Raw genomic sequence first — 19,317 nt, 5'->3', positions numbered from 1 at the left:
AGGAAACCACATGCAACACTTTCTGAAAGGCGCGCTGGCCATCAGCGCTTTGACCCTGTCCCTGGGCATGGCTCAGGCGCAGGACCTCGCCCCCTTGAACTCCGACTCCGAACCCGATCGCATGGATTGGTCCGAGCTTGAAGCCAAGTTCGGCCCCCTGCCCGCGCCCGCCGCTGGCACCAAGGTGGGCGGCGTGTCCAAGACGCTGACCAACGAATACTGGCGGTCCTTGGGTCAGGGCTATCAGAATGTCGCCGACAAGCTGGGCCTGACCTTTGTCTATCAGGCCGCGCAGAACGAGGGCGACCAGCTGGGTCAGCTGTCCATCGCCGAGGACCTGATCGCCCAGGGTTTTGCCGCGCTGCTGTTCTCGCCGCAGACCGACGCGAACTTGGTTCCGGCCGTCGAAAAGGCCAAAGCCGCGGGCATCCCGGTGCTGAACGTCAATGACGCCGTGATCCCGACCGCCGAACACTATGTCGGCAATGTGCAAAAGGACAACGGTGTCCGCGTCGCGCAGTGGTTCATCGACAACCGTCCCGATGGCGGCAAAGTCGCCGTGATCGAGGGCCAGCCGGGCGTCTATGCCGCAGGCCAGCGCACCGCCGGCTTCACCGAAACGATCAACGCAAGCGGCAAGTTCGAAGTGGTCGCCTCGGTCCCCGCCAACTGGAGCCGTGAAGAGGCCTTCAACGCCGCCAGCACCATCCTGCAGCAATACCCCGACCTGACCGGGTTCTATGCCAACAACGACGGCATGGCGCTGGGTGTGGTCGAGGCCGTCAAGGCTGCAGGCAAGGCCGAAACCGTCGCCGTCTTTGGCACCGATGGCATTTCGGACGCCTATGCGGCGATCAAGTCGGGCGATCTGACCGGCACCGTCGACAGCTTTCCGATCCTGACCGGTGAAGTCGCGATGGAAGTGGCGCTGCGTCTGATGGCGGGCCAGGACCTGCCCCGCGTGGTGGCGACGCCTCAGGCGCTGATCACCAAGGACAACATCGACACCTTCTCGACCACGGATCAAGCCGCCCTGCGCGCTGCGTTGTTGAAGTAAGGCGCGAAGGCCCGCCCCGCTCCCGGGCGGGCCAACTCCCCAAGGAAATCAAATGTCCCGTCTGTCGATATCCGGTGTCGAGAAATCTTTCGGCGCGCTGAAAGTCCTGCATGGCGTGTCCATGACCGTGGAACCCGGCGAGGTCCATGGCCTGTTGGGCGAGAATGGCGCGGGGAAATCGACGCTTTTGAACATCCTCTGCGGGGTGCTGTCGCCCGACCGCGGGACGGTGCAGATCGACGGGCGGCCTGTCACGATCACCTCGCCGCGTGCGGCCTCCGAGGCTGGGATCGCGATGATCCATCAGGAATTGCAACAGGTTCCCGAGCTGACGGTGGCGCAGAACATTTTCCTCGGCGCCAACCTGCGGCGCGGCCCCTTTACCGCCCGCGCGGCGCAAGAGGCCGAGGCGCGCCGTCTGCTGGCGCCGCTTGACCCGACCATCGACGTGACCGCCCCGGTCAAATCCCTGCGCGTCGCCGCCCGTCAGCTGGTGGAAATCGCCAAGGCCCTGCGCGCCCGGGCGAAGATCATCGCGATGGACGAGCCGACCTCCTCCCTGACCCCCGCCGAGTTCGAAAAGCTGGCCCAGGTCGTGCAGAAACTGACCGCCGAGGGCGTCTCGGTGATCTATGTGTCGCACAAGATGGATGAGGTCTTTCGCCTTTGCCACTCCGCCACGATCCTGCGCGATGGCCGCTTCATTGAACGGGTCAAGCTGCCGGAAACCCCCGTGGCGCAGGTCATCGCCAAGATGGTCGGGCGGGAACTGGTCCATGCCACCCATGTCTCTTATGCCAAGCCCAAAGTCATCCTGCAGGCGCAGGGCCTGACCGGCGGTCCGGTTCGCGATGTCTCTTTCACCCTGCATCAGGGTGAGGTTCTTGGGATTGCCGGCCTCGTCGGTTCTGGCCGGACGGAGCTTCTGCGCATCATCGCCGGGGTCGATTCTTCGACCGGCAGCCTGACGCTGAACGGCCAGGCCCCGGGCCAGGGGCCAAGGGCGCGGATCGCCGCCGGGCTGGGCCTCTTGCCCGAGGAACGCAAGCGCGACGGCATCATCCGGCACCGCCCGGTGACGACGAATGTCGGCCTGGCCTCGATGAAGGCCTTTACCACCGGAGGGTTGATCGCCAAGCGTCGGTTGCACGCAAGGACCGAGGCGCTGATGAAGGACGTCGGCCTGCGCCCGCTGGATGTCACCAAGCCCATCGGGCAATTCTCGGGCGGCAACCAGCAAAAGGCGATCATCGGACGCTGGCTGGCCGCCGACACCCAGGTCTTTCTGTTCGACGAGCCCACCCGCGGCATCGACGTCGGCGCCAAGGCGGAAATCTACGCCCTGATCGAACGTCTGGCCGCCGAGGGCCGTTCCGTCATCGTCGTCTCCTCCGAAATGCCCGAGGTCATCCGGCTGTCCGACCGCGTCATGGTCATGCGCGAGGGGCGGATCAGCGCCACCTTGTCAGGCCCCGATATCACCGAGGCGAATATCGCCCATAATGCCATTCCTGCCTGAGGTCCCCATGCTTTCACTTCTCCGCTTTCGCGACGCAGGCACCGTGTTGGGGTTGCTGATCATCGGCACGGTCTTTGCGACGCTGGCGCCGACCTTTCTGACCGCGCCCAACCTGTTGAACGTGCTGCAACAATCCTCGATCAACGCCTGTGTGGCCCTGGGGATGACGCTGGTCATCATCAGCGGCGGCATCGACCTGTCGGTCGGCCCGGTGGCCGCTTTGTCCGCCGTCCTGGGTGCTGCGCTGATGGTCGCGGGCGTGCCTGTGCCGCTGGCCATCGCCGCCATGATCGGCACCGGCCTCGCCTGCGGGGCCTTCAACGCCGCGCTTGTGGCGTTCGGAGGCTTGCAACCCTTCATCGTCACCCTCGGCGGCCTGTCGCTGTATCGCGCGCTGGCGCTGATCTTCACCGGGGGCCAGCCGATCTTTGGCCTGCCCGAGGGCTTTCGCGCCCTGACCAACGGCACGCTTGCGGGCGTCCCGAACCCGGTGATCCTGGTGGCGGTGCTGGCCATCCTCGCCCATGTCGTCCTGAACAAGACCCCGCTGGGCGAGTATTTCTTGGCCGTCGGCGGCAACCCCGAGGCCGCGCGCATCGCCGGTGTCCCGGTCCGCGCCACCAAATTCGCGGCCTATATGATCTCGGGCGCCTGTGCCTCGGTCGCTTCGGTCGTGCTGGTCGGCCGCCTCGGTGCTGCCGAACCCACGATGGGCACGCTGTGGGAATTGGACGCCATCGCCGCAGCCGCCATCGGGGGCGCGTCGCTGATGGGCGGGCGCGGCTCGATCCTGGGCACGCTGATCGGCTGCATCATCCTGGGCACATTGCGCAACGGGCTGACGCTTTTGAACGTGCAGGCCTTCTACCAACTGCTTGCCACCGGTATCATCATCATCGTCGCGATGCTGGTCGACCGGCTGACCACAGGCAAACAGGGGTAGGACATGAACGATCCAAGGGCCGTCGGCGCACAAATCCGGATGCGGTTGCCAAGCCTGACGCCCTTGGAGGGCAAGGTGGCCGCCGATATCCTTGGGGCTGCGGTGACGATGGACACGCCTTTGCGCCAAGTGGCCGAGGGCTCCGGCGTCTCGGAGGCGATGGTGGTCAAGGTCGCGAAAAAGCTGGGTTTCGCGGGCTTTCGTGAGTTCCGTCAGGGGCTTGTGGATTACAACGCCCAAGACACGGCCGCGCTGCATGCCGAGATCTCCTTGGGCGACAGCGCACAAGAGATCGTGCAAAAGGTCTTTCGCACCGCGATGCAGGCGCTGGAAGAGACCTTTGCCATCCTGGACCTTCAGGCCTTTGAACGCGCCGCCGACTACCTGTTTCGCGCCCGGCAAAGGGATTTCTATGGGCTTGGCGGCTCGGCCCAGATCGCCCGCGATGTCAGCCATAAATTCCTGCGCATCGGCATCCGGACCCAGGTTTTCGACGATGCCCATATGATGCTGATGTCGGCGGCGCTTTTGGGCCCCGAGGATGTGGCGGTGGCCTATTCGCACTCTGGCTCCACGACCGCCGTGCTGGAGGCGATAGAGCTGGCGCGCAAGAACGGCGCGCGCACCATCGCCGTGACCAATTACCCCGACAGCGCCATCGCCCGCGCCGTCGATGTGGTGCTGTGTTCGACGGCGCAGAACTCGCCGCTTTTGGGGGAAAACGCCACGGCGCGGATCGCCCAGTTGAACCTGTTGGACGCTTTGTTCGTCACCGTGGCCGCCCGCGACCGTCAGGCCGCCGAGGCGGCGCTTTCCCGCACCATGCGCGCCGTGCAATCGAAAAGGAAACCCTGATGCCTGCTGTCTTGATCGCCGGAAGCCTGCATTACGACATCATGGTCGAGGCCGACCATCTGCCACGCCGCGATGAGACGGCGGTGGGGTCGCGCTGGTATCCGAAGTTCGGCGGCAAGGGCGGCAATCAGGCGGTGGCGGTGGCGAAGGCCGGTGTGCCCTCGCGGATGCTGGGGGCGGTGGGGGCGGATGATTTCGGGCCGTTCCTGCGCGCGGGACTGACGACGGCGGGCGTCGATGACCGCTTTGTGGCGACGGTGTCCACGGGGTCGGGCATGTCGGTGGCGATCATGGACGGCGCGGGCGATTACGCCGCCACCATCGTGTCGGGCGCCAATCTGATGGTTCAGGTCCCGCAGGACCCGGCGCTTTGGGACGATATCGCCCTCGTCGTCCTGCAAAACGAGATGCCAGAGCCCGCCAACCGCGCCGTGGCCCAGGCCGCCCGCGCCCGTGGCATCCCGGTGCTGCTGAACGCCGCCCCGGCCCGCACCTTGTCGCCCGATTTCGCCGCCCTCGTCGATATCCTGGTGGTCAATGCGGTCGAGGCCGAGATGATGGGCGGCCCGCATGTCTGCTGCCTGTCCTCGGCCGCCGAAGCCGCCGAGGCGCTGGCCAAAGACTTTGAAACCGTGGTGGTGACGGCAGGGGGCCAGGGCCTTGCCGCCTGGACCGCGCAGGACCACAGCTTTGCCTTTGCGGCCGAAAAGGTCAAAGTCGTTTCGACCCATGGCGCGGGGGATGCGTTCATCGGCGCGCTGGCCGCCGAAGTGATCCGCGGCGCCGAGTTCGAAGCGGCCTGCCGCGCCGCCTCGAAAGCCGCGGCAAAACACGTCAGCGGCGGCTAATACCACATATCCTGCATCGTCGATTTCTTGCGCGCGATGAAGTCCTTCAGCGCGTCGTCCAGCGCTACATCCATCGGCGGCGCCTGAAACTCGGCCAGGGTCTTTTTCCACCGCGCATTGGCGCGTTGGGCCGAGTCCAGTCCCCCCTGTTCCGACCAGGTTTCAAACGGCCGGTCGTCGTTGATCTCGCTTTCCCAATAGGCGGTTTCATAGTGGCGCAGGGTATGTTGGGTGGAAAACAGGTGCTTGCCGGGGCCCAGTTCCGCCAGGGCCTCAAACGCCAAGGCGTCGTCATCCACGGCCATCCCATCCATATAGGCATGAAGCGCGCCGCACATATCGGTGTCCAGCACATGCTTTTCATAGGACATCGACAGAAGCCCATCCAGGAACCCGGCCGAATGCAAAACGTAATTCGCGCCGCCCTGAATGGCCGACATCATCGACATCATCGACTGCTGCATCGCCTGCCCGTCCGGCAGTTTCGAGGTCGCGAAATTCCCCGCACAGCGCAGGGGCATGTTCAGCCTTCGGGCAAGCTGCCCCATCGCCAGCGACCCAATCGCGGGCTCTGGCGTGCCAAAGGTCGGTGAGCCGGTCCGCAGCGACATCGACGAAAAGAACGAGGCCAAGATCGTCGGCGCCCCCTTGCGGGTCAGTTGGGCGATGGCACAACTGGCCATCGACTCGGCCAGACCCTGCGCCACCATGCCCGCGATGGTCAGGGGGGCAACCGCGCCGCCCAACAGAAACGGCAAGTGGATCGACCCCTGATTGGCCGCCGCATAGGTGCGGATGCCCGCCGCCGTCACGCCGTCGATCACCAAAGGCGAGGTTGTGTTGAAATTCCCCATCACGACGCAGTTCTGGTCCACGAAGGCCTCACCAAAGACCACGCGCGCCATGTCGATGCTGTCCGCCGCCCGTTCCGGCGCCGTGATCGACCCCAGGAAGCCGCGGTCGGAATAGCGCAGATGGGCGTAAACCATGTCCAGATGTCGCTTGTTGACCGGCACATCGGTCGGCTCGCAGACCGTGCCCCCCGAATGATGCAGCCAGGGAGAGGCTTGCGACAGTTTCACGAAATTCTGGAAATCCTCAATCGTGCCGTAACGCCGCCCGCGGTCCATATCCATCACGAAGGGCGAGCCATAGGACGGCGCAAAGACCACGTTCGGCCCGCCAATCAGCACATTGGCGGCGGGGTTCCGGGCATGCTGGGTAAAGACCGGCGGCGCGGACGCAAGGATCTCGCGCAGCATCCCCGGCGGGAACTTCACCCGCCAGACACGGTCGGATTCGGCCGTGACCTCGGCGCCGGCGGCCCGATACAGCTCCATCGTGGGGTGATCGTCGCGCAACTCGATGCCGATTTCGGCCAGGATGCGGTCGGCGGTGGCCTCGATCCGGGTCAGGCTTTCGTCGGACAGGATGTCATAGGTCGGGATCCCCCGCACGATATAGGGCCGATGCACCGCTTGAGAGCCCGCACGCGCCTCGCGCCGCTGGGTCCTGCCGCCACGTGCCCTCTTTGGCTCCACGATATCCGCCATGGCATCCTCCTGATAAGTTCCCCGCAGGATAGGGGCGCGGCGCAGGCCCGTAACGCTGGAAAATTCTTTTCGACTTGATAAGCTGAGTTCATGGAACCCCTGCGCCGCCTTGTGCCCTCTTTGGGCAGTCTGACCGTGTTCGAGGCCGCGGGTCGGCTGCAAAGCTTTTCGGCTGCGGGGCGGGAGCTGGGGATGACCCAGGCGGCGGTGTCCTATGCCGTGGCGCGGCTGGAGGCGCAGTTGGGCCACGCGCTGTTCCTGCGCGAATACCGGAGGGTGCGGCTCTCCGAGGCAGGCGCCCGCTTTCATGCCGATGTGACCATCGGGCTAAGCCATATCCAGCGGTCGGCCCAAAGCCTGCGCGCCTCTGCCAGCGGCAGCCATGTGACCCTGTCCTGTTCGACTGCCTTTGCCGCCTATTGGATGGTGCCGCGGATGGAGGCCTTTCGGGCGGCGCTTCCTGCGGTCGATCTGCGCATCCAGACCGCCGACCGCGACCTGGACCTTTTGGGCGAGGGGATTCCCCTGGGGGTGCGCGGGGGCATGGCGCGCGATTGGCCGCAGTATCAGGCGGCCCCCTTGGCGCCAGAAGAGATCTTTCCGGTCTGCGGCGCGGGTTATGCGGCCCGGCATCAGGCGCCCTCGGTGGAGGGGCTTTTGGCCCACCAGTTGATCCACCTGGAAGAGCCCTTCCGCCAGGCCGCGACTTGGGGGGATTGGTTCGGATCGCTCGGCGTAGCGCGGCGCCTGGTGCCGCAGGGCCTGTCGATCAACGATTATGTGCTGGTGATCCAAGCGGTGATCGAGGGGCAAGGCGTGGCGCTGGGATGGCGCCACCTGGTCGAGGGCTTGGTGGCCAAGGGGGTGCTGGTGCGGCTGACCGATCATGCCTTGGTGACGGGGAAGAGCTTTCACGTCATCTGGCCGAAAGACCGGGTGATGAGCGGGGCGGCTTTGGAAGTGCGCGATTGGCTTTTGGCGCAGGCTCCGGTGGAAAGCCCAGGGGGCGCTGCCCCCTGACCTCCGGGATGTTTTTGAACAGATGAAAGGGGGGGCGGGACAATGCGGTCGTTCAGACCGAACGTCAGCGGGCCTTATTTGGCTCCGACGAGGCTGCCATTCGCGGCAAACGTCACCTCGACGCCGTGTTCGCAATCCCAGGCGCATTCCCCGTTGACCCTCAGGACATGCTGATTGTTATGTTTCCAGCTGGGTTCGATATGGATGCTGGTCAAGTCCACAAGCAGCCAGATTTGCTCAGAGGCGGTCGGCACCTTGGCTCCCGTGAACCGACCCGAGCTTTCGGAGGACTCGTCGATTTGGTCCTGTGGGGTTTTGAAATCGAAGGCGTTGTCCTCGAAGGATTTCTGCGCTGCCTTGAACAAATGCTCCTGGATGGTTGCACGCATTGCAGGAGAGGTTGCGCAGAATGCGACGATCGCATCTGCCGCAAGATCAAGCTCGATGTCTTCCGCGAAAAAGGTAATCGGCAGACGGATGTCCCCCAGGAACGGGACAGCAATTCCATCAACCGTTTTGCTTGGGACGCCTTTCTTGGCCGAAGCAAGAAGGTTCAAGGCATCATGTTTCTTCATGGATCAATGCTTTCTGCCAGAGGTCAACTCCGGCAGGTAACATGTCCAATCCGGCAAAAGTTTGGCTGACCGCCTCTGCAAAGCCGTCTAGAGACTCGCCGCCTCATAGATCGGCGCCAGGCTCCCGCCCCATTCGCCGTCATAAAGCTTCAGCCAGCGGTCGGCCTGGGTCTCTTCCTTGGCAAGGGTCTTCACCAGCGGCGCGAGGAAGCGTTGTTCGTCCAGGCCCCGTGCCGCCAGCCCGGCATGGGACAGCGCGACCGTGGCGCGGGCCAGGTCGATCAGCTTGACGTCGTCCACCTGGGCCTTCAGGCCCGAGACGGAGGCTGCGACGCGCAGGGCCTCGCGTTGGTCGGCGTCCAGCGCCTTGACCAGGTCCCAGGCGGCATCCAGCGCCGCATCGTCATACATCAGACCGACCCAATAGGCCGGCAGCGCGGTGATATGGGCGGCGTCTCCGCAATCGGCGCCGCGCATCTCGATGTATTTCTTCACCCGGGCCTCGGGGAAGACGGTGGTCATGTGGTCGGCCCAATCCGACAGGGTGGGCTTTTCGCCCGGAAGCGCGGGCAGCTTGCCCGCAAGGAAATCGCGGAACGACTGACCCAGGGCGTTGATATATTTCCCGTCGCGGTAGACGAAATACATCGGCACATCCAGGACCCAATCGACATAGGCCTGAAAGCCCATCCCCGACTGGAAGGCAAAGGGCAGCATCCCCGTGCGCGAATTGTCCAAGCCCCGCCAGATGCGCGAACGCCAGGATTGGTGGCCGTTCTTCGCCCCGTCGAAAAACGGACTGGAGGCGAACAAAGCCGTCGCCACCGGCTGCAGCGCAATCGCCACCCGCAGCTTTTTGACCATATCGGCCTCGGAACTGTAGTCCAGATTGACCTGGGTCGTGCAGGTCCGATACATCATCTGGGTGCCATGGGTGCCCACACGCCCCATATAGTCGGTCATCAGCCGATACCGGCCCTTGGGCATGACCGGCATCGTGGCCTCGCTCCACTCCGGTGCGGCGCCGATCCCCATGAAACCGATGCCCAAAGGCTCGGCCAGCGAGCGCACCTCCGAAAGGTGGTTCAGCAACTCTGCATCGGTCTGGTTCAGGTTTTCAACCGCCGCGCCCGAAAGCTCGAACTGGCCGCCGGGTTCCAGCGAGATCGTCGCCCCTTCCCGCGCCAGGCCGATGATATTGCCCGCCTCGCGCATCGGTTGCCAGCCATACTGCGCCTCAAGCCCGGCAAACAGGGCCGAGATCGACCGGTCGCCGGCATAGGGCAGCGGCGCATGGGTGTCGGTCAGAAACCCGAACTTCTCATGCTCGGTGCCGATGCGCCAATCGGATTTCGGTTTGCAGCCCGAGGCCACAAGCTCGGCCAGTTGGTCGAAGCTTTCGATGGTGCCACCACCGGATTGAGGAATCGACATCTGGCAGAACCTTCTTCCAAAACTGAGGCGCTAGAGGTGTATTGACCAGACGATCAAGTCAAGGCCAGAGAATTTGCCATCACGAAAGGTCATCGCGGGCCAAGCGTGGCCTGACGGCGCCAGATCACCCGCGCTTCGGCCAGGTTTTCGGGCGGCGGGCTGTCCAGCGCGGCCACCAGGGCCGCCGTATCCAGCCCCGGCAGGTTGGCAAAGGCGTCAAACAGCCGATCCGCCCCCGCCGCATCGACCGGGATCAGCAGCGCCTGACCATCGGCCTGTTTCAACCGCCACATCCGCGTGCCGCGCACCGTCATCAGGCGGATTTCCGTCAGGTCGTTCAGCGACAGATACCCCCCCATCTCGGGCGAGAGATAGCCCACCTGGCCCTCGTCAAGCTCTACCATGCCCGGCGCATGGACGCCTTGGGTGAACCGCGCCCGGCGCCATGCGGTGACGGCCAGAGCCGCGCCCAAGGCCGCGATCAACAGGCCCAGCGGGATCAGGATCAGCCCGCCCTGGGCCGCGACCCAAAGCCCCAGAAGGGCGATGGCCATGGCGCCGATGGTCTCGCGGTGGCGCTTCAGGGCGGGGGTCATCGCCAGTCTCCCAGGGTGGATTGCCACAGCGTCAGGGCCGCCACCGCCGCCGTATCGGCACGCAGGATACGCGGGCCCAAAGAAATCGGCGTGACGAAATCACAGGCGCGCAGGCGGTCGCGCTCTTCGGGGGCAAAGCCGCCCTCGGGGCCGATCAGCACGGCCCAAGGCCCCGGAGCCGCCGCCAGCATCGCGGCCTGGCCCTGCAGCCCCTCATCCGCCCACAGGATGCGGCGGGCGGGGTCCCAGGCGGCCAAAAGGCGCTCGAATGGCTGCAGCCGGTCGACCGGCGGCACAAAGGTCGCCTCGCATTGTTCGGCCGCCTCGATGGCATGGGCCTCGGCCTTGTCCTCGCGGAAGCGTTCGTTGGTAAAGCGGGTCTGCACCGGCACCAACCGCGCCACACCCAGTTCGACTGCCTTTTCCACGATGAAATCGCAGCGCGCCTTGCGGATCGGTGCGAAGATCAGCCACAGGTCCGGGGGCGGTATCAGGGGCGCGGTCTGGACCTCGGCCCGCAGGATGCCATTCCTTTTGGCCGCATGTTCGACGCGGGCCAGCCATTCACCGTCACGGCCGTTGAACACCTTGACCAAGGCGTCTTTCCCAAGCCGCATGACGTTGAACAGGTAATTCGCCTGAGCCTCGCCCAAGGGCAAAGCTTGCCCCGGAGCAAGGGGCTGGTCTAGATACAGCCTGATCTTTGCCTCTGTCATGTCAGGGAACCTATGTCCGGAATGTCGAAAATGCCAGAGGCCCCCGTTCCAGAAACCCCCGTTCCAGAAACCCCAGTTTCGGATGCGCCAAAAGACAACTGGGTCGACCTGTATGCGCCTGTGGCGGTCAAGCCCTGGTTGCGGCTGTCGCGGGCGGATCGGCCCATCGGGACCTGGCTTTTGTTCATCCCCTGCCTGTGGGGGATCGCTTTGGCCGCGATGGTGGATGGGTTCCGTCTGTGGGACCTGTGGCTGGCGCTGTCCTGCGGGATAGGCGCCTTTGTGATGCGCGGCGCGGGCTGCACCTGGAACGACATCACCGACCGCCATATCGACGCGCAGGTGGCGCGGACGCGCAGCCGCCCGCTGCCCTCGGGCGCGGTGACGGTCAGGGGGGCGCTGGTCTGGATGGCGGTGCAGGCGGCCTTGGGCGCGGTGATCCTGTTCAGCTACAACTGGGCCTCGATTGGGCTGGGTGTGGCGTCGCTGGCCTTGGTCGCGATCTATCCCTTTGCCAAACGCTTTACCTGGTGGCCGCAAGCCTTCCTGGGCCTCGCCTTCAACTGGGGCGCGCTTTTGGCCTGGGCCGCGCATGGCGGGGCGCTGTCGGTGGCGCCGGTGCTGCTCTATGCGGCGGGGATCACCTGGACGCTGTGGTATGACACGATCTATGCCCATCAGGACCGCGAGGATGACGCGCTGATCGGGGTGAAATCCACCGCGCGCCTGTTTGGTGACAAGACCCGCACCTGGCTGCGCGGCTTCATGGGGCTGACCATGGGGCTTTTGGGGATGGCGGTGCTGGTGGCTTTGCTGGGGCAGACCGACATGATCAAGCTGGTGCTGGCGCTGGGGGGCATCTGGGCCTTTGGCTGGCATATGACCTGGACGATGCAGCGGCTGAACCTTGACGACCCCGCCTCTTGCCTGCGCGCCTTTCGATCCAGCCGGGATGGCGGGCTGATCGTTGCGCTGTTTCTTGCCGCCGCCGCCGCGCTTTGATTGATCCCATGCCCCCCCAAGGCTAAGCAGCGGGAATGACCGAGATTCTGAACACCTCTCCCCGTCTCTCTCCGCTTTGGCTGGGGGTCGCGGGATTCGGCCTTGCCGCCGTTGTGTCGCTGGCCTCGGGCTGGGGCCTGTCCCAGGCAATCGAGGCCGCATCGGAACGCGCCGTGCGGCTGAAACTGGTGGCGGCGGGCCATGACTGGGCCTCGGTGGCCACCGATGGCCTGACCGTGACCCTGATGGGCACCGCCCAAACCGAGGCGCAGCGTTTTGCCGTCGTCAACCTGGTGGGCCAGATCGTCGACCCCAGCCGCATCGACAGCCAGATCGCGGTCACACCGCCCGAAGTCATCCAGGCCCCGCGCTTTTCGGTCGAGATCTTGCGCGGCGATACGGGGGTGCAACTGATCGGCCTTCTGCCAGAAGGCACCGACAAGGACACCCTGACCGAAGCCGCCCGCGCCCTGCCCGGTCAGCCGATGGATATGCTGGAAACCGCCGCCTATGCCGCCCCAGAGGGCTGGGACGCGGCCTTTGCCTTTGGCACCCAGGCGCTGACCCTGTTGCCGCGGTCGAAAATCTCCGTCTCGGCCGAGGGTGTGTCGGTCATCGCCATCGCGGAATCCGAAGTCGAAAAGCGCCAGTTCGAGGCGGCCCTGTTGCGCGCCGCCCCCCCGGGGCTAAAGGTGACGACCGATATTTCGGCGCCGCGCCCGGTGCTGACGCCCTTTACCCTGCGCTTTGTGCTGGACGCACGGGGCGCGCGCTTTGACGCCTGTTCCGCCGATACCGAGGCCGCAAAGGCCCGCATCCTGACCGCGGCCGGGCTGGAAACCGCCTGCACCGTCGGCATGGGCGTGCCCTCGCCGTCCTGGGCCGAGGCGACGGCGGCGGCGATCACCGCGGTCAAGGCGATGGGCGGCGGAACAGTCACCTTCTCGGATGCCGATATCACGCTGGAGGCCGGCGAGACCGTGACCCAGGCCGCCTTCGACACCGCCCTTGGCGATCTGCGCGCCAATCTGCCGCCGGTGTTTTCCCTGACCGCCCGGATGCCGGTCAAGGCCGTGGCCGATGCCGTGCCGCTGATCTTTACCGCGACACTCGAGGCGAAAAGCCACAAGGTCGACCTGCGCGGCCCCCTGGCGGATGAACGCATGACCTCGGCCGTGGGTGCCGCCGCCAAGGCACATTTCGGCGGGGCCAAGGTCCATGTCGCGACCGTGCTGGACGGGTCGGTCCCCGAAGGCTGGACAGCGCGGGTCTTTGCCGGGCTGGACGCGCTGGCCGTGCTGGACAGCGGGATGCTGATGGTCAAGGCGGATTCGGTCGAAGTCACCGGGGTTTCGGGGCTGAAAACCGCTTCGGACCGGATCAGCCAGTTGCTGTCACGCAAACTGGGCCAGGGGCAAAGCTTCAAGGTCGATGTGGATTATGACAAGGCGCTGGACCCGATGGCAGGCCTGCCCACGCCGGCCGAGTGTCTGGAGCGCGTCGATGCCGTGATGGCGAAACGCAAGATCGCCTTCGACCCGGGTTCAGCCGAGATCGCCGCGGAATCCGCCGCGATGATGGATGCGCTGGCCCAGGCGCTCAAGAACTGCGGCCCGGTCAAGATGGAAATCGGCGGCCATACCGATGCGCAGGGCTCGGCCGAGGGCAACCAGGCCCTGTCCAAGGCGCGCGCTCAGGCGGTGCTGGTGGCGCTGCAGGGTCGGTTGGTCGATGTCTCGGGCATGCAGGCCGTGGGCTACGGCGAGGGCGTGCCGGTCGCCGACAACGGCTCCGAGGCGGGGCGGCTGGCCAACCGCCGCATCGAGTTCCGCTTGATGGACGGCAGCGCGACGCAGACCCTTGCGGGCCTGGCGGCTGCGGCGCCGCAATACGAGGTCGACGCCAAGGGCAATCCCCTGGCGCCGCAAAAGCCGGTGCCGCGCCCGCAGCGCCGTCCGCAGGAATAGGGATAAAGCAATGAACCGTATGCAACTGACCTTCGCGACGGCGATCGTCCTGTTTCTGGCCTTTGGCCTTGGCTGGCTGGCGCATTGGCTCTTGCAGCGCTTTACCCGTGTGGCGGGCGGCGATGTGTCGGAAATGGACCACCTGGCGCAAAGCCTGCACGAGGCCGAAGAGGCCCGCGACCAGGCGATCCTGTATCTGGAGGCCCGCGAGGCCGAGTTGCTGGGTCAACTGTCCTCGACCGATGCGGAACTGCGCGCGGCCATGGAGGGCCTGCGCGACGCCCGCGCCGAAAGTGAAGGGCTGAAGGCCTATATCGAACAGCTGCAAGCCCGGAAAGGGTAACTCTGGCGGAACCCCCGGAAGGGCGCTGCCCTCCCGGACCCTCCCGGAGGTATTTGTGTCAGCATGAAAGGGAAAGACGCGTTCCTTTCATACTGACGCAAATATCTCCCGCCGGAGGCTCTGCCCTGTCCGCCAAGGCGACTTTTCCGATCAGTCGTCAACCTTCAGTCGTCTTGGCCCAGCCTTGGGGCCGGGCGGTCCAGCGCCAGATCGGCACCCGAGAAGGTGATGGGGGTGCGCACGCCCGGCACGCCATCGGGCGCGATCTGCAACCCGCGGGCGATCACTTGCGGGTCGGCGAAGACCTCGGCCAGGTCGTTGATCGGGCCGGCGGGAACGCCTTGCGCCTCGCAGGCGGCCAAGAGGGCGGCTTTGGTCATCCGGGTCGTGGCCTCGGTCAGGCTTGCCGTCAGGGTCTCGCGGTTTTTCACGCGGTCCGCGTTGGTCAGGTAATCGGGGTGTTCCGCCAGATCGGCCAGGCCCAGCAGCGCGCAAAGTTTGCGGTATTGCCCGTCGTTCCCGGTGGCCAGGATGATCCAGCCATCGGCGCAATCAAAGACCGCATAGGGCGCGAGGTTCGGATGGGCATTGCCCATCATCCGCGGCGCGGTTCCGGTGGCCAGGTAGTTCATCGCCTGATTGGCCATGATACTGGTCGCCACATCCATCAGCGCCATGTCGATATGCTGGCCCTGCCCGGTGGTGGCCCTTTGCACCAGCGCCGCAAGGATCGCCGTCGCCGCATAGACACCGGTGAAGACATCCGTCACCGCGACGCCGACCTTTTGCGGCTGGCCACCCTGGGCGCCTGTGACGGACATCAGCCCTGCCATGCCCTGGATGATGAAGTCGTATCCCGCCCGATGCGCATAGGGCCCGGTCTGGCCGAACCCGGTGATGGAACAATATATCAGGCGCGGATTGACGGCCTTCAGGCTGTCATAGTCCAGCCCGTATTTCGCCAGACCGCCAACCTTGAAATTCTCGATCACCACATCGGCATCGGCGATCATCCGGCGCACGGCCTCTTGCCCCTCTGGCGTGCGGAAATCGCAGGTGACGGACCTTTTCCCCCGGTTGGTCGCGTGAAAATAGGCGGCCGAGGTTTCCCCGTCATGGGTGATGAAAGGAGGCCCCCAGCGGCGCGTGTCATCGCCTTCGGGGGCCTCGACCTTGATCACCTCGGCACCCAGGTCGGACAGGGTCTGGCCCGCCCAGGGGCCTGCCAGAATCCGCGCCAGTTCGATGACCTTGATGCCGTGCAGGGGCGTCACTTCGCCAATTCCGCCTCGATGATCGCCTTCAGCGCCTCATAGTCCATGCCCTCGAAAATATCCTTGTTCACGACACCATTCACCAGGAAAGAGGGCGTGCCCGAGAAGCTGTCATTCGGGAAGCTCTCTGTCACCGAGGTCTGGTAATGCGCCACCAGGGCCTCGGCCTGGGCCTGATCCTGCAAGCATGTGTCGATATCGGCTTCGGTCATGCCCGCGGCAACACCGATCTTTTTCATCTGGGCCACGGCGGCATCCAGGTTTTCGGCACCGGCCCAATCGCGCTGCTTGTCGAGCAGGATATCCGTGACGCCGAAATACTTCATCTCTCCGCCGCAGCGCGCCATCATGGCACCCAACAGGCCAAGCTGATCGAAATAGACCTCGTGATAGACCAGACGCACCTTGCCGGTGTCGATGTAATCGGCCTTCAGCTTGGCATAATGCGCGCCGTGAAAGTTGGCGCAATGCGGGCAGGTGAAGGACAGGAACTCGTCGATGACCACCTTGGCGTCGGGCGACCCGATGGACATGTCCTTGATCTCGATCGGGGCGTCTTGCGCGAAGGCAGGCAGGGCAAAGCTTGCGGCGGTGGCGGCGATCAGGGCGCGGCGATTGAGGATCATGTGGGTCCTTTCTGAGACTTGCGGCGAGTTAAGATGTTCTGCCCCAAAAGTTCAAGCGCAGCCCGCAGGCCGTCGTTCTGAACCGGGGCGGCGAGGTCATGGGCGGCGGCGACCAAGACTGGATCAGGCGCACGCTTGGGGGCGTCAAAGGGGGTCTGGCCCTCGGCAAAGCCTGTGGCCGCGGTCTGGGTCAGCATGATGCGGGAAATCGCGGCATAGCCATAGGCGGCGTTCACCCGCTCGATCAGGCGGGGGATCTGCATTTGCACCATCGGCGCATGGGCGGTCTGCACCAAAAGGGTCAGCGTCCCGCCCAGGCCCTCGCGGCCATAGCCCACCTTGACGGGCTTGGTCATCCGGGCCACGTCGCCCGCAATCTCGTCCCAGGCGGTCAGCAGGCGCGTGACGGCAAAGCCGCGGCTTTCACCTGCGCTGCGGATGCGGGAGGACAGCAGCTGGCCAGCCGCCTCGAACCCGCGCATCCGGCGGGTGATCTTGTGCGGGGAATCGGGTTTCGGGGCCATCTGGTCCTGCGCATGTGTTGACCTATTGTAAACGGCAGGGCAGGCGGGGGGCCAGAGGAATGAAGGTTAGGGGGCTGAAACATGCGTGATAACCTCGTGAGCGCGGAAAGCCTTTTGGCCTGGTATGATGTCCATGGCCGCGAGCTGCCTTGGCGGGTGAAGGGAGGCCCCGACACTCAAAGACATGCCGACCCCTACCGCGTCTGGCTGTCCGAGGTGATGTTGCAGCAGACCACGGTGGCGGCGGTGAAATCCTATTTCGCGCGGTTTACTGCCTTGTGGCCGACGGTTCAGGACCTGGCTGCCGCCGAAGATGCCGATGTGATGCGGGAATGGGCGGGCTTGGGGTATTACGCGCGCGCCCGGAACCTGTTGGCCTGCGCGCGGGCGGTGGTGGCGCGGGGGGGCTTTCCGTCGGACCTTGACGGGTTGCGGGCTTTGCCGGGGGTCGGGCCCTATACGGCGGCGGCGGTGGCCTCGATCGCCTTTGGCCGGTCCGAGGTCGTGGTGGATGGCAATGTGGAACGCGTCATGGCGCGGGTCTTTGCGATTGAAACGCCCTTGCCCGCGGCCAAGCCCGCGCTGGTCGCGGCGGCGGGGCGGCTGACACCTGTGCTGCGGCCGGGGGATTATGCCCAGGCGGTGATGGACCTTGGCGCGACGATCTGCACGCCGCGGTCTCCGGCCTGCGGGATTTGCCCTTGGATGGCGGGCTGTGCGGGGCGCGAGATCGCGGCGACCCTGCCGCGCAAGCTGGCGAAAGCCCCGAAGCCCACGCGGGAGGGGGTGGTTTGGGTCCTGTGGAACGGCGACGCGGTCTTGCTGGAGCGGCGGCCGGACCGGGGGCTTTTGGGCGGCACCCTGGGCTTTCCGGGGGCGGGCTGGGACGGGTCGGAGGTCAGGCCTCCGGCCGAGGGTCCTTGGGAAGAGGCGGGGGTGGTCACGCATACCTTCACCCATTTCCACCTGAACCTGAGGGTGCTGGTCGGCCATGGCGCAGGGGCCACGCGGGGAGAATTCCACGGGCAGAACGCATTTTCGCCGCAAGACCTGCCTACGCTGATGCGCAAGGCCCATGATGCAGCGTTGCGGCATAAGGAAACATGACGCGGCGGTGCGCATCAAGGGCGCTTGAAGCCGGGCCAAGCGCGGCTAAGCTATGGATAAAAGGGGGCCCAGATGTCCGTGATCTCTGCAGAGCAAATGGCCAGCCTGAAGCAGGTGGCGCCGTTCTGGCTGTCGCTGGGCACCTTGCCGGTGGCGCTGTTCGGCATGGCGCATGGCGGTTGGGCCGTGGGGCTGATGCCGCTTTACACCTGGGGGCTTTACAGCTTTCTGGACCTGGTCTTTGGCGAGAACCCCGACAATGCCGACCTGCAAACCCCGGAAGAGGGGCTGTTCTGGTATACCCTTGTCACCCTGATCTGGTTCCCGGTGCAGTTCACCATCCTGCTGGTGATGCTGTGGTATGTGCCGCAATCGGCCCTGTCCTGGCCCGAGAAGCTGGCGCTTTTCGCGGGCCAAGGCATCATGTCGGGCACGATCGGCATCGTCTATGCGCATGAGCTGATGCACCAATCCAACCGGCTGGAGCGGTGGTTGGCCGATCTTTTGCTGGCCACGGTGCTGTATTCGCACTTCCGGTCGGAACATCTGCGGGTGCATCACCTGTATGTCGGCACGCCGCGCGATACGGTGACGGCGCGCTATGGCGAGGGGTTCCATGCCTTCTTTGCCCGGGTGCTGCGGCAAAGCCCGATTTCGGCCTGGCGCGCCGAGGCCTCGATGCTGCGCCGCAAGGGCAAGTCGATGACGTCGGCGGCCAATCCCTTTTGGCTTTATGGGGCGCTGCAAGTCGGGATGCTGATGATTGCGCTGTGGGTCGGCGGCTGGGCGGGGCTGGGGTTGTTCGTGTTTCAGGCGCTGGTGGCGATCTGGCAGCTGGAGATCACCAATTACATCGAACACTATGGCCTGACGCGGCGGCATCTGGGCGAGGGGCGCTATGAACATGTCTTGCCGCAGCACAGCTGGAACGCCAATCACCGGGCCTCGAACTGGTTGCTGATCAACCTGCAGCGCCATTCGGATCACCATTACAAACCGGATCGGCGCTTTCCCCTGCTGCAGACCTATGGGCCCGAGGATGCGCCGCAGCTGCCCTATGGCTATCCGATCATGGGGGTCATGGCCTTGTTTCCGCGCAAGTGGCGGTCGGTGATGAACCGCCGCGTGCGGGAGTGGCGCCGGCAGTTCTATCCCGATGTGGTGGATTGGACGGAGTATAACGAGGGGCGCACGCCCAGCCCCAAGGGCGCGCCCTGAGGCAAGCCAAGAGAGTATTTGGGTCAGTATGAAAGCCGAAAAGCCCCGCCCTGTTGTCCAAGGCGGGGAAGTCAGCCGCGCAGACGGGCCGCGCAGCAGGCATGGGGTCCCATAGGCTGGGGGTCGCGTAGGGCGGGGTT

Annotated in this window: 19 protein-coding genes; 11 read left to right on the top strand and 8 right to left on the bottom strand. The window is 65.2% G+C overall.

Annotated elements, in window-relative coordinates; translation table 11 throughout:
- Positions 1-10: 10 nt before the first annotated feature.
- From NX862_RS09630 to NX862_RS09610, 5 genes are read left to right on the top strand one after another with little or no spacing between them, the layout of a single operon-like run.
- Entirely contained in the window at positions 11-1,057 is a 1,047-nt protein-coding gene (locus NX862_RS09630; RefSeq protein ID WP_264493693.1) for a sugar ABC transporter substrate-binding protein, read from the top strand.
- A 52-nt stretch (positions 1,058-1,109) separates the two neighbouring features.
- On the top strand, positions 1,110-2,576 hold the full coding sequence (locus NX862_RS09625; protein ID WP_264493692.1) for a sugar ABC transporter ATP-binding protein: 1,467 nt from the start codon (positions 1,110-1,112) through the stop codon (positions 2,574-2,576).
- 7 nt (positions 2,577-2,583) lie between these two features.
- On the top strand, positions 2,584-3,519 hold the full coding sequence (locus NX862_RS09620) for an ABC transporter permease (RefSeq protein ID WP_264493691.1): 936 nt from the start codon (positions 2,584-2,586) through the stop codon (positions 3,517-3,519).
- Between the two features lie 3 nt (positions 3,520-3,522).
- Positions 3,523-4,374 (top strand): MurR/RpiR family transcriptional regulator, encoded by an 852-nt coding sequence (locus NX862_RS09615; protein WP_264493690.1) that lies wholly within the window; start codon positions 3,523-3,525, stop codon positions 4,372-4,374.
- A complete protein-coding gene (locus NX862_RS09610) occupies positions 4,374-5,222 on the top strand; it encodes a PfkB family carbohydrate kinase (protein WP_264493689.1) in 849 nt (282 codons plus the stop codon). The genes NX862_RS09615 and NX862_RS09610 overlap by 1 nt, the downstream gene beginning before the upstream one ends.
- Here NX862_RS09610 and NX862_RS09605 read toward each other — a convergent pair.
- On the bottom strand, positions 5,219-6,775 hold the full coding sequence (locus NX862_RS09605) for a trimethylamine methyltransferase family protein (protein WP_264493688.1): 1,557 nt from the start codon (positions 6,773-6,775) through the stop codon (positions 5,219-5,221). The two genes, NX862_RS09610 and NX862_RS09605, sit on opposite strands and share 4 nt — an antisense overlap.
- Positions 6,776-6,865: 90 nt before the next feature.
- On the opposite strand from NX862_RS09605, the gene NX862_RS09600 reads away from it, so the two are divergent.
- Entirely contained in the window at positions 6,866-7,795 is a 930-nt protein-coding gene (locus NX862_RS09600; RefSeq protein WP_264493687.1) for a LysR substrate-binding domain-containing protein, read from the top strand.
- A 74-nt stretch (positions 7,796-7,869) separates the two neighbouring features.
- Here NX862_RS09600 and NX862_RS09595 read toward each other — a convergent pair whose 3' ends face one another.
- The 4 genes from NX862_RS09595 to NX862_RS09580 form a co-directional block, all read right to left on the bottom strand.
- Complete coding sequence (locus NX862_RS09595; protein WP_264493686.1) at positions 7,870-8,370, bottom strand: DUF6985 domain-containing protein; 501 nt, start codon at positions 8,368-8,370, stop codon at positions 7,870-7,872.
- Between the two features lie 87 nt (positions 8,371-8,457).
- Complete coding sequence (locus tag NX862_RS09590) at positions 8,458-9,804, bottom strand: glutamate--cysteine ligase (RefSeq protein WP_264493685.1); 1,347 nt, start codon at positions 9,802-9,804, stop codon at positions 8,458-8,460.
- A gap of 89 nt (positions 9,805-9,893) precedes the next feature.
- Complete coding sequence (locus NX862_RS09585) at positions 9,894-10,400, bottom strand: hypothetical protein (protein WP_264493684.1); 507 nt, start codon at positions 10,398-10,400, stop codon at positions 9,894-9,896.
- On the bottom strand, positions 10,397-11,116 hold the full coding sequence (locus tag NX862_RS09580) for a 16S rRNA (uracil(1498)-N(3))-methyltransferase (protein WP_264493683.1): 720 nt from the start codon (positions 11,114-11,116) through the stop codon (positions 10,397-10,399). Before NX862_RS09580 ends, NX862_RS09585 begins: the two co-directional genes overlap by 4 nt.
- Before the next feature lie 21 nt (positions 11,117-11,137).
- On the opposite strand from NX862_RS09580, the gene ubiA reads away from it, so the two are divergent.
- From ubiA to NX862_RS09565, 3 genes are read left to right on the top strand one after another with little or no spacing between them, the layout of a single operon-like run.
- Entirely contained in the window at positions 11,138-12,118 is a 981-nt protein-coding gene (gene ubiA, locus NX862_RS09575) for a 4-hydroxybenzoate octaprenyltransferase (protein WP_264493682.1), read from the top strand.
- A gap of 35 nt (positions 12,119-12,153) precedes the next feature.
- Positions 12,154-14,085, top strand: a complete 1,932-nt coding sequence (locus NX862_RS09570; RefSeq protein ID WP_264493681.1) for an OmpA family protein — start codon at positions 12,154-12,156, stop codon at positions 14,083-14,085.
- A 10-nt stretch (positions 14,086-14,095) separates the two neighbouring features.
- Complete coding sequence (locus NX862_RS09565) at positions 14,096-14,428, top strand: hypothetical protein (RefSeq protein WP_264493680.1); 333 nt, start codon at positions 14,096-14,098, stop codon at positions 14,426-14,428.
- A gap of 164 nt (positions 14,429-14,592) precedes the next feature.
- Here the strand turns inward: NX862_RS09565 and NX862_RS09560 are convergent, their stop codons facing one another.
- The 3 genes from NX862_RS09560 to NX862_RS09550 are packed head-to-tail and all read right to left on the bottom strand — an operon-like array spanning position 14,593 to position 16,852.
- Positions 14,593-15,702 carry a CaiB/BaiF CoA transferase family protein gene (locus NX862_RS09560; RefSeq protein ID WP_264493679.1) on the bottom strand — a complete coding sequence of 370 codons (1,110 nt, stop codon included), beginning with the start codon at positions 15,700-15,702 and terminating at the stop codon, positions 14,593-14,595.
- Positions 15,699-16,328 (bottom strand): DsbA family protein, encoded by a 630-nt coding sequence (locus tag NX862_RS09555; protein ID WP_264493678.1) that lies wholly within the window; start codon positions 16,326-16,328, stop codon positions 15,699-15,701. The genes NX862_RS09560 and NX862_RS09555 overlap by 4 nt, the downstream gene beginning before the upstream one ends.
- The gene (locus NX862_RS09550) at positions 16,325-16,852 is read right to left on the bottom strand and encodes a DUF721 domain-containing protein (protein WP_264493677.1); all 528 of its coding nucleotides are present in this window, start codon (positions 16,850-16,852) and stop codon (positions 16,325-16,327) included. Before NX862_RS09550 ends, NX862_RS09555 begins: the two co-directional genes overlap by 4 nt.
- A gap of 81 nt (positions 16,853-16,933) precedes the next feature.
- Here NX862_RS09550 and NX862_RS09545 point away from each other — a divergent pair, with 81 nt between their 5' ends.
- Both NX862_RS09545 and NX862_RS09540 read left to right on the top strand, forming a co-directional pair.
- A complete protein-coding gene (locus NX862_RS09545; protein WP_264493676.1) occupies positions 16,934-17,959 on the top strand; it encodes an A/G-specific adenine glycosylase in 1,026 nt (341 codons plus the stop codon).
- Between the two features lie 72 nt (positions 17,960-18,031).
- Entirely contained in the window at positions 18,032-19,177 is a 1,146-nt protein-coding gene (locus NX862_RS09540) for an alkane 1-monooxygenase (protein WP_264493675.1), read from the top strand.
- Positions 19,178-19,317 lie beyond the last annotated feature (140 nt).

This window comes from Stagnihabitans lacustris (assembly GCF_025950525.1).
GTDB lineage: Bacteria > Pseudomonadota > Alphaproteobacteria > Rhodobacterales > Rhodobacteraceae > Stagnihabitans.
This window is presented reverse-complemented; position numbering and strand designations above follow the sequence as displayed.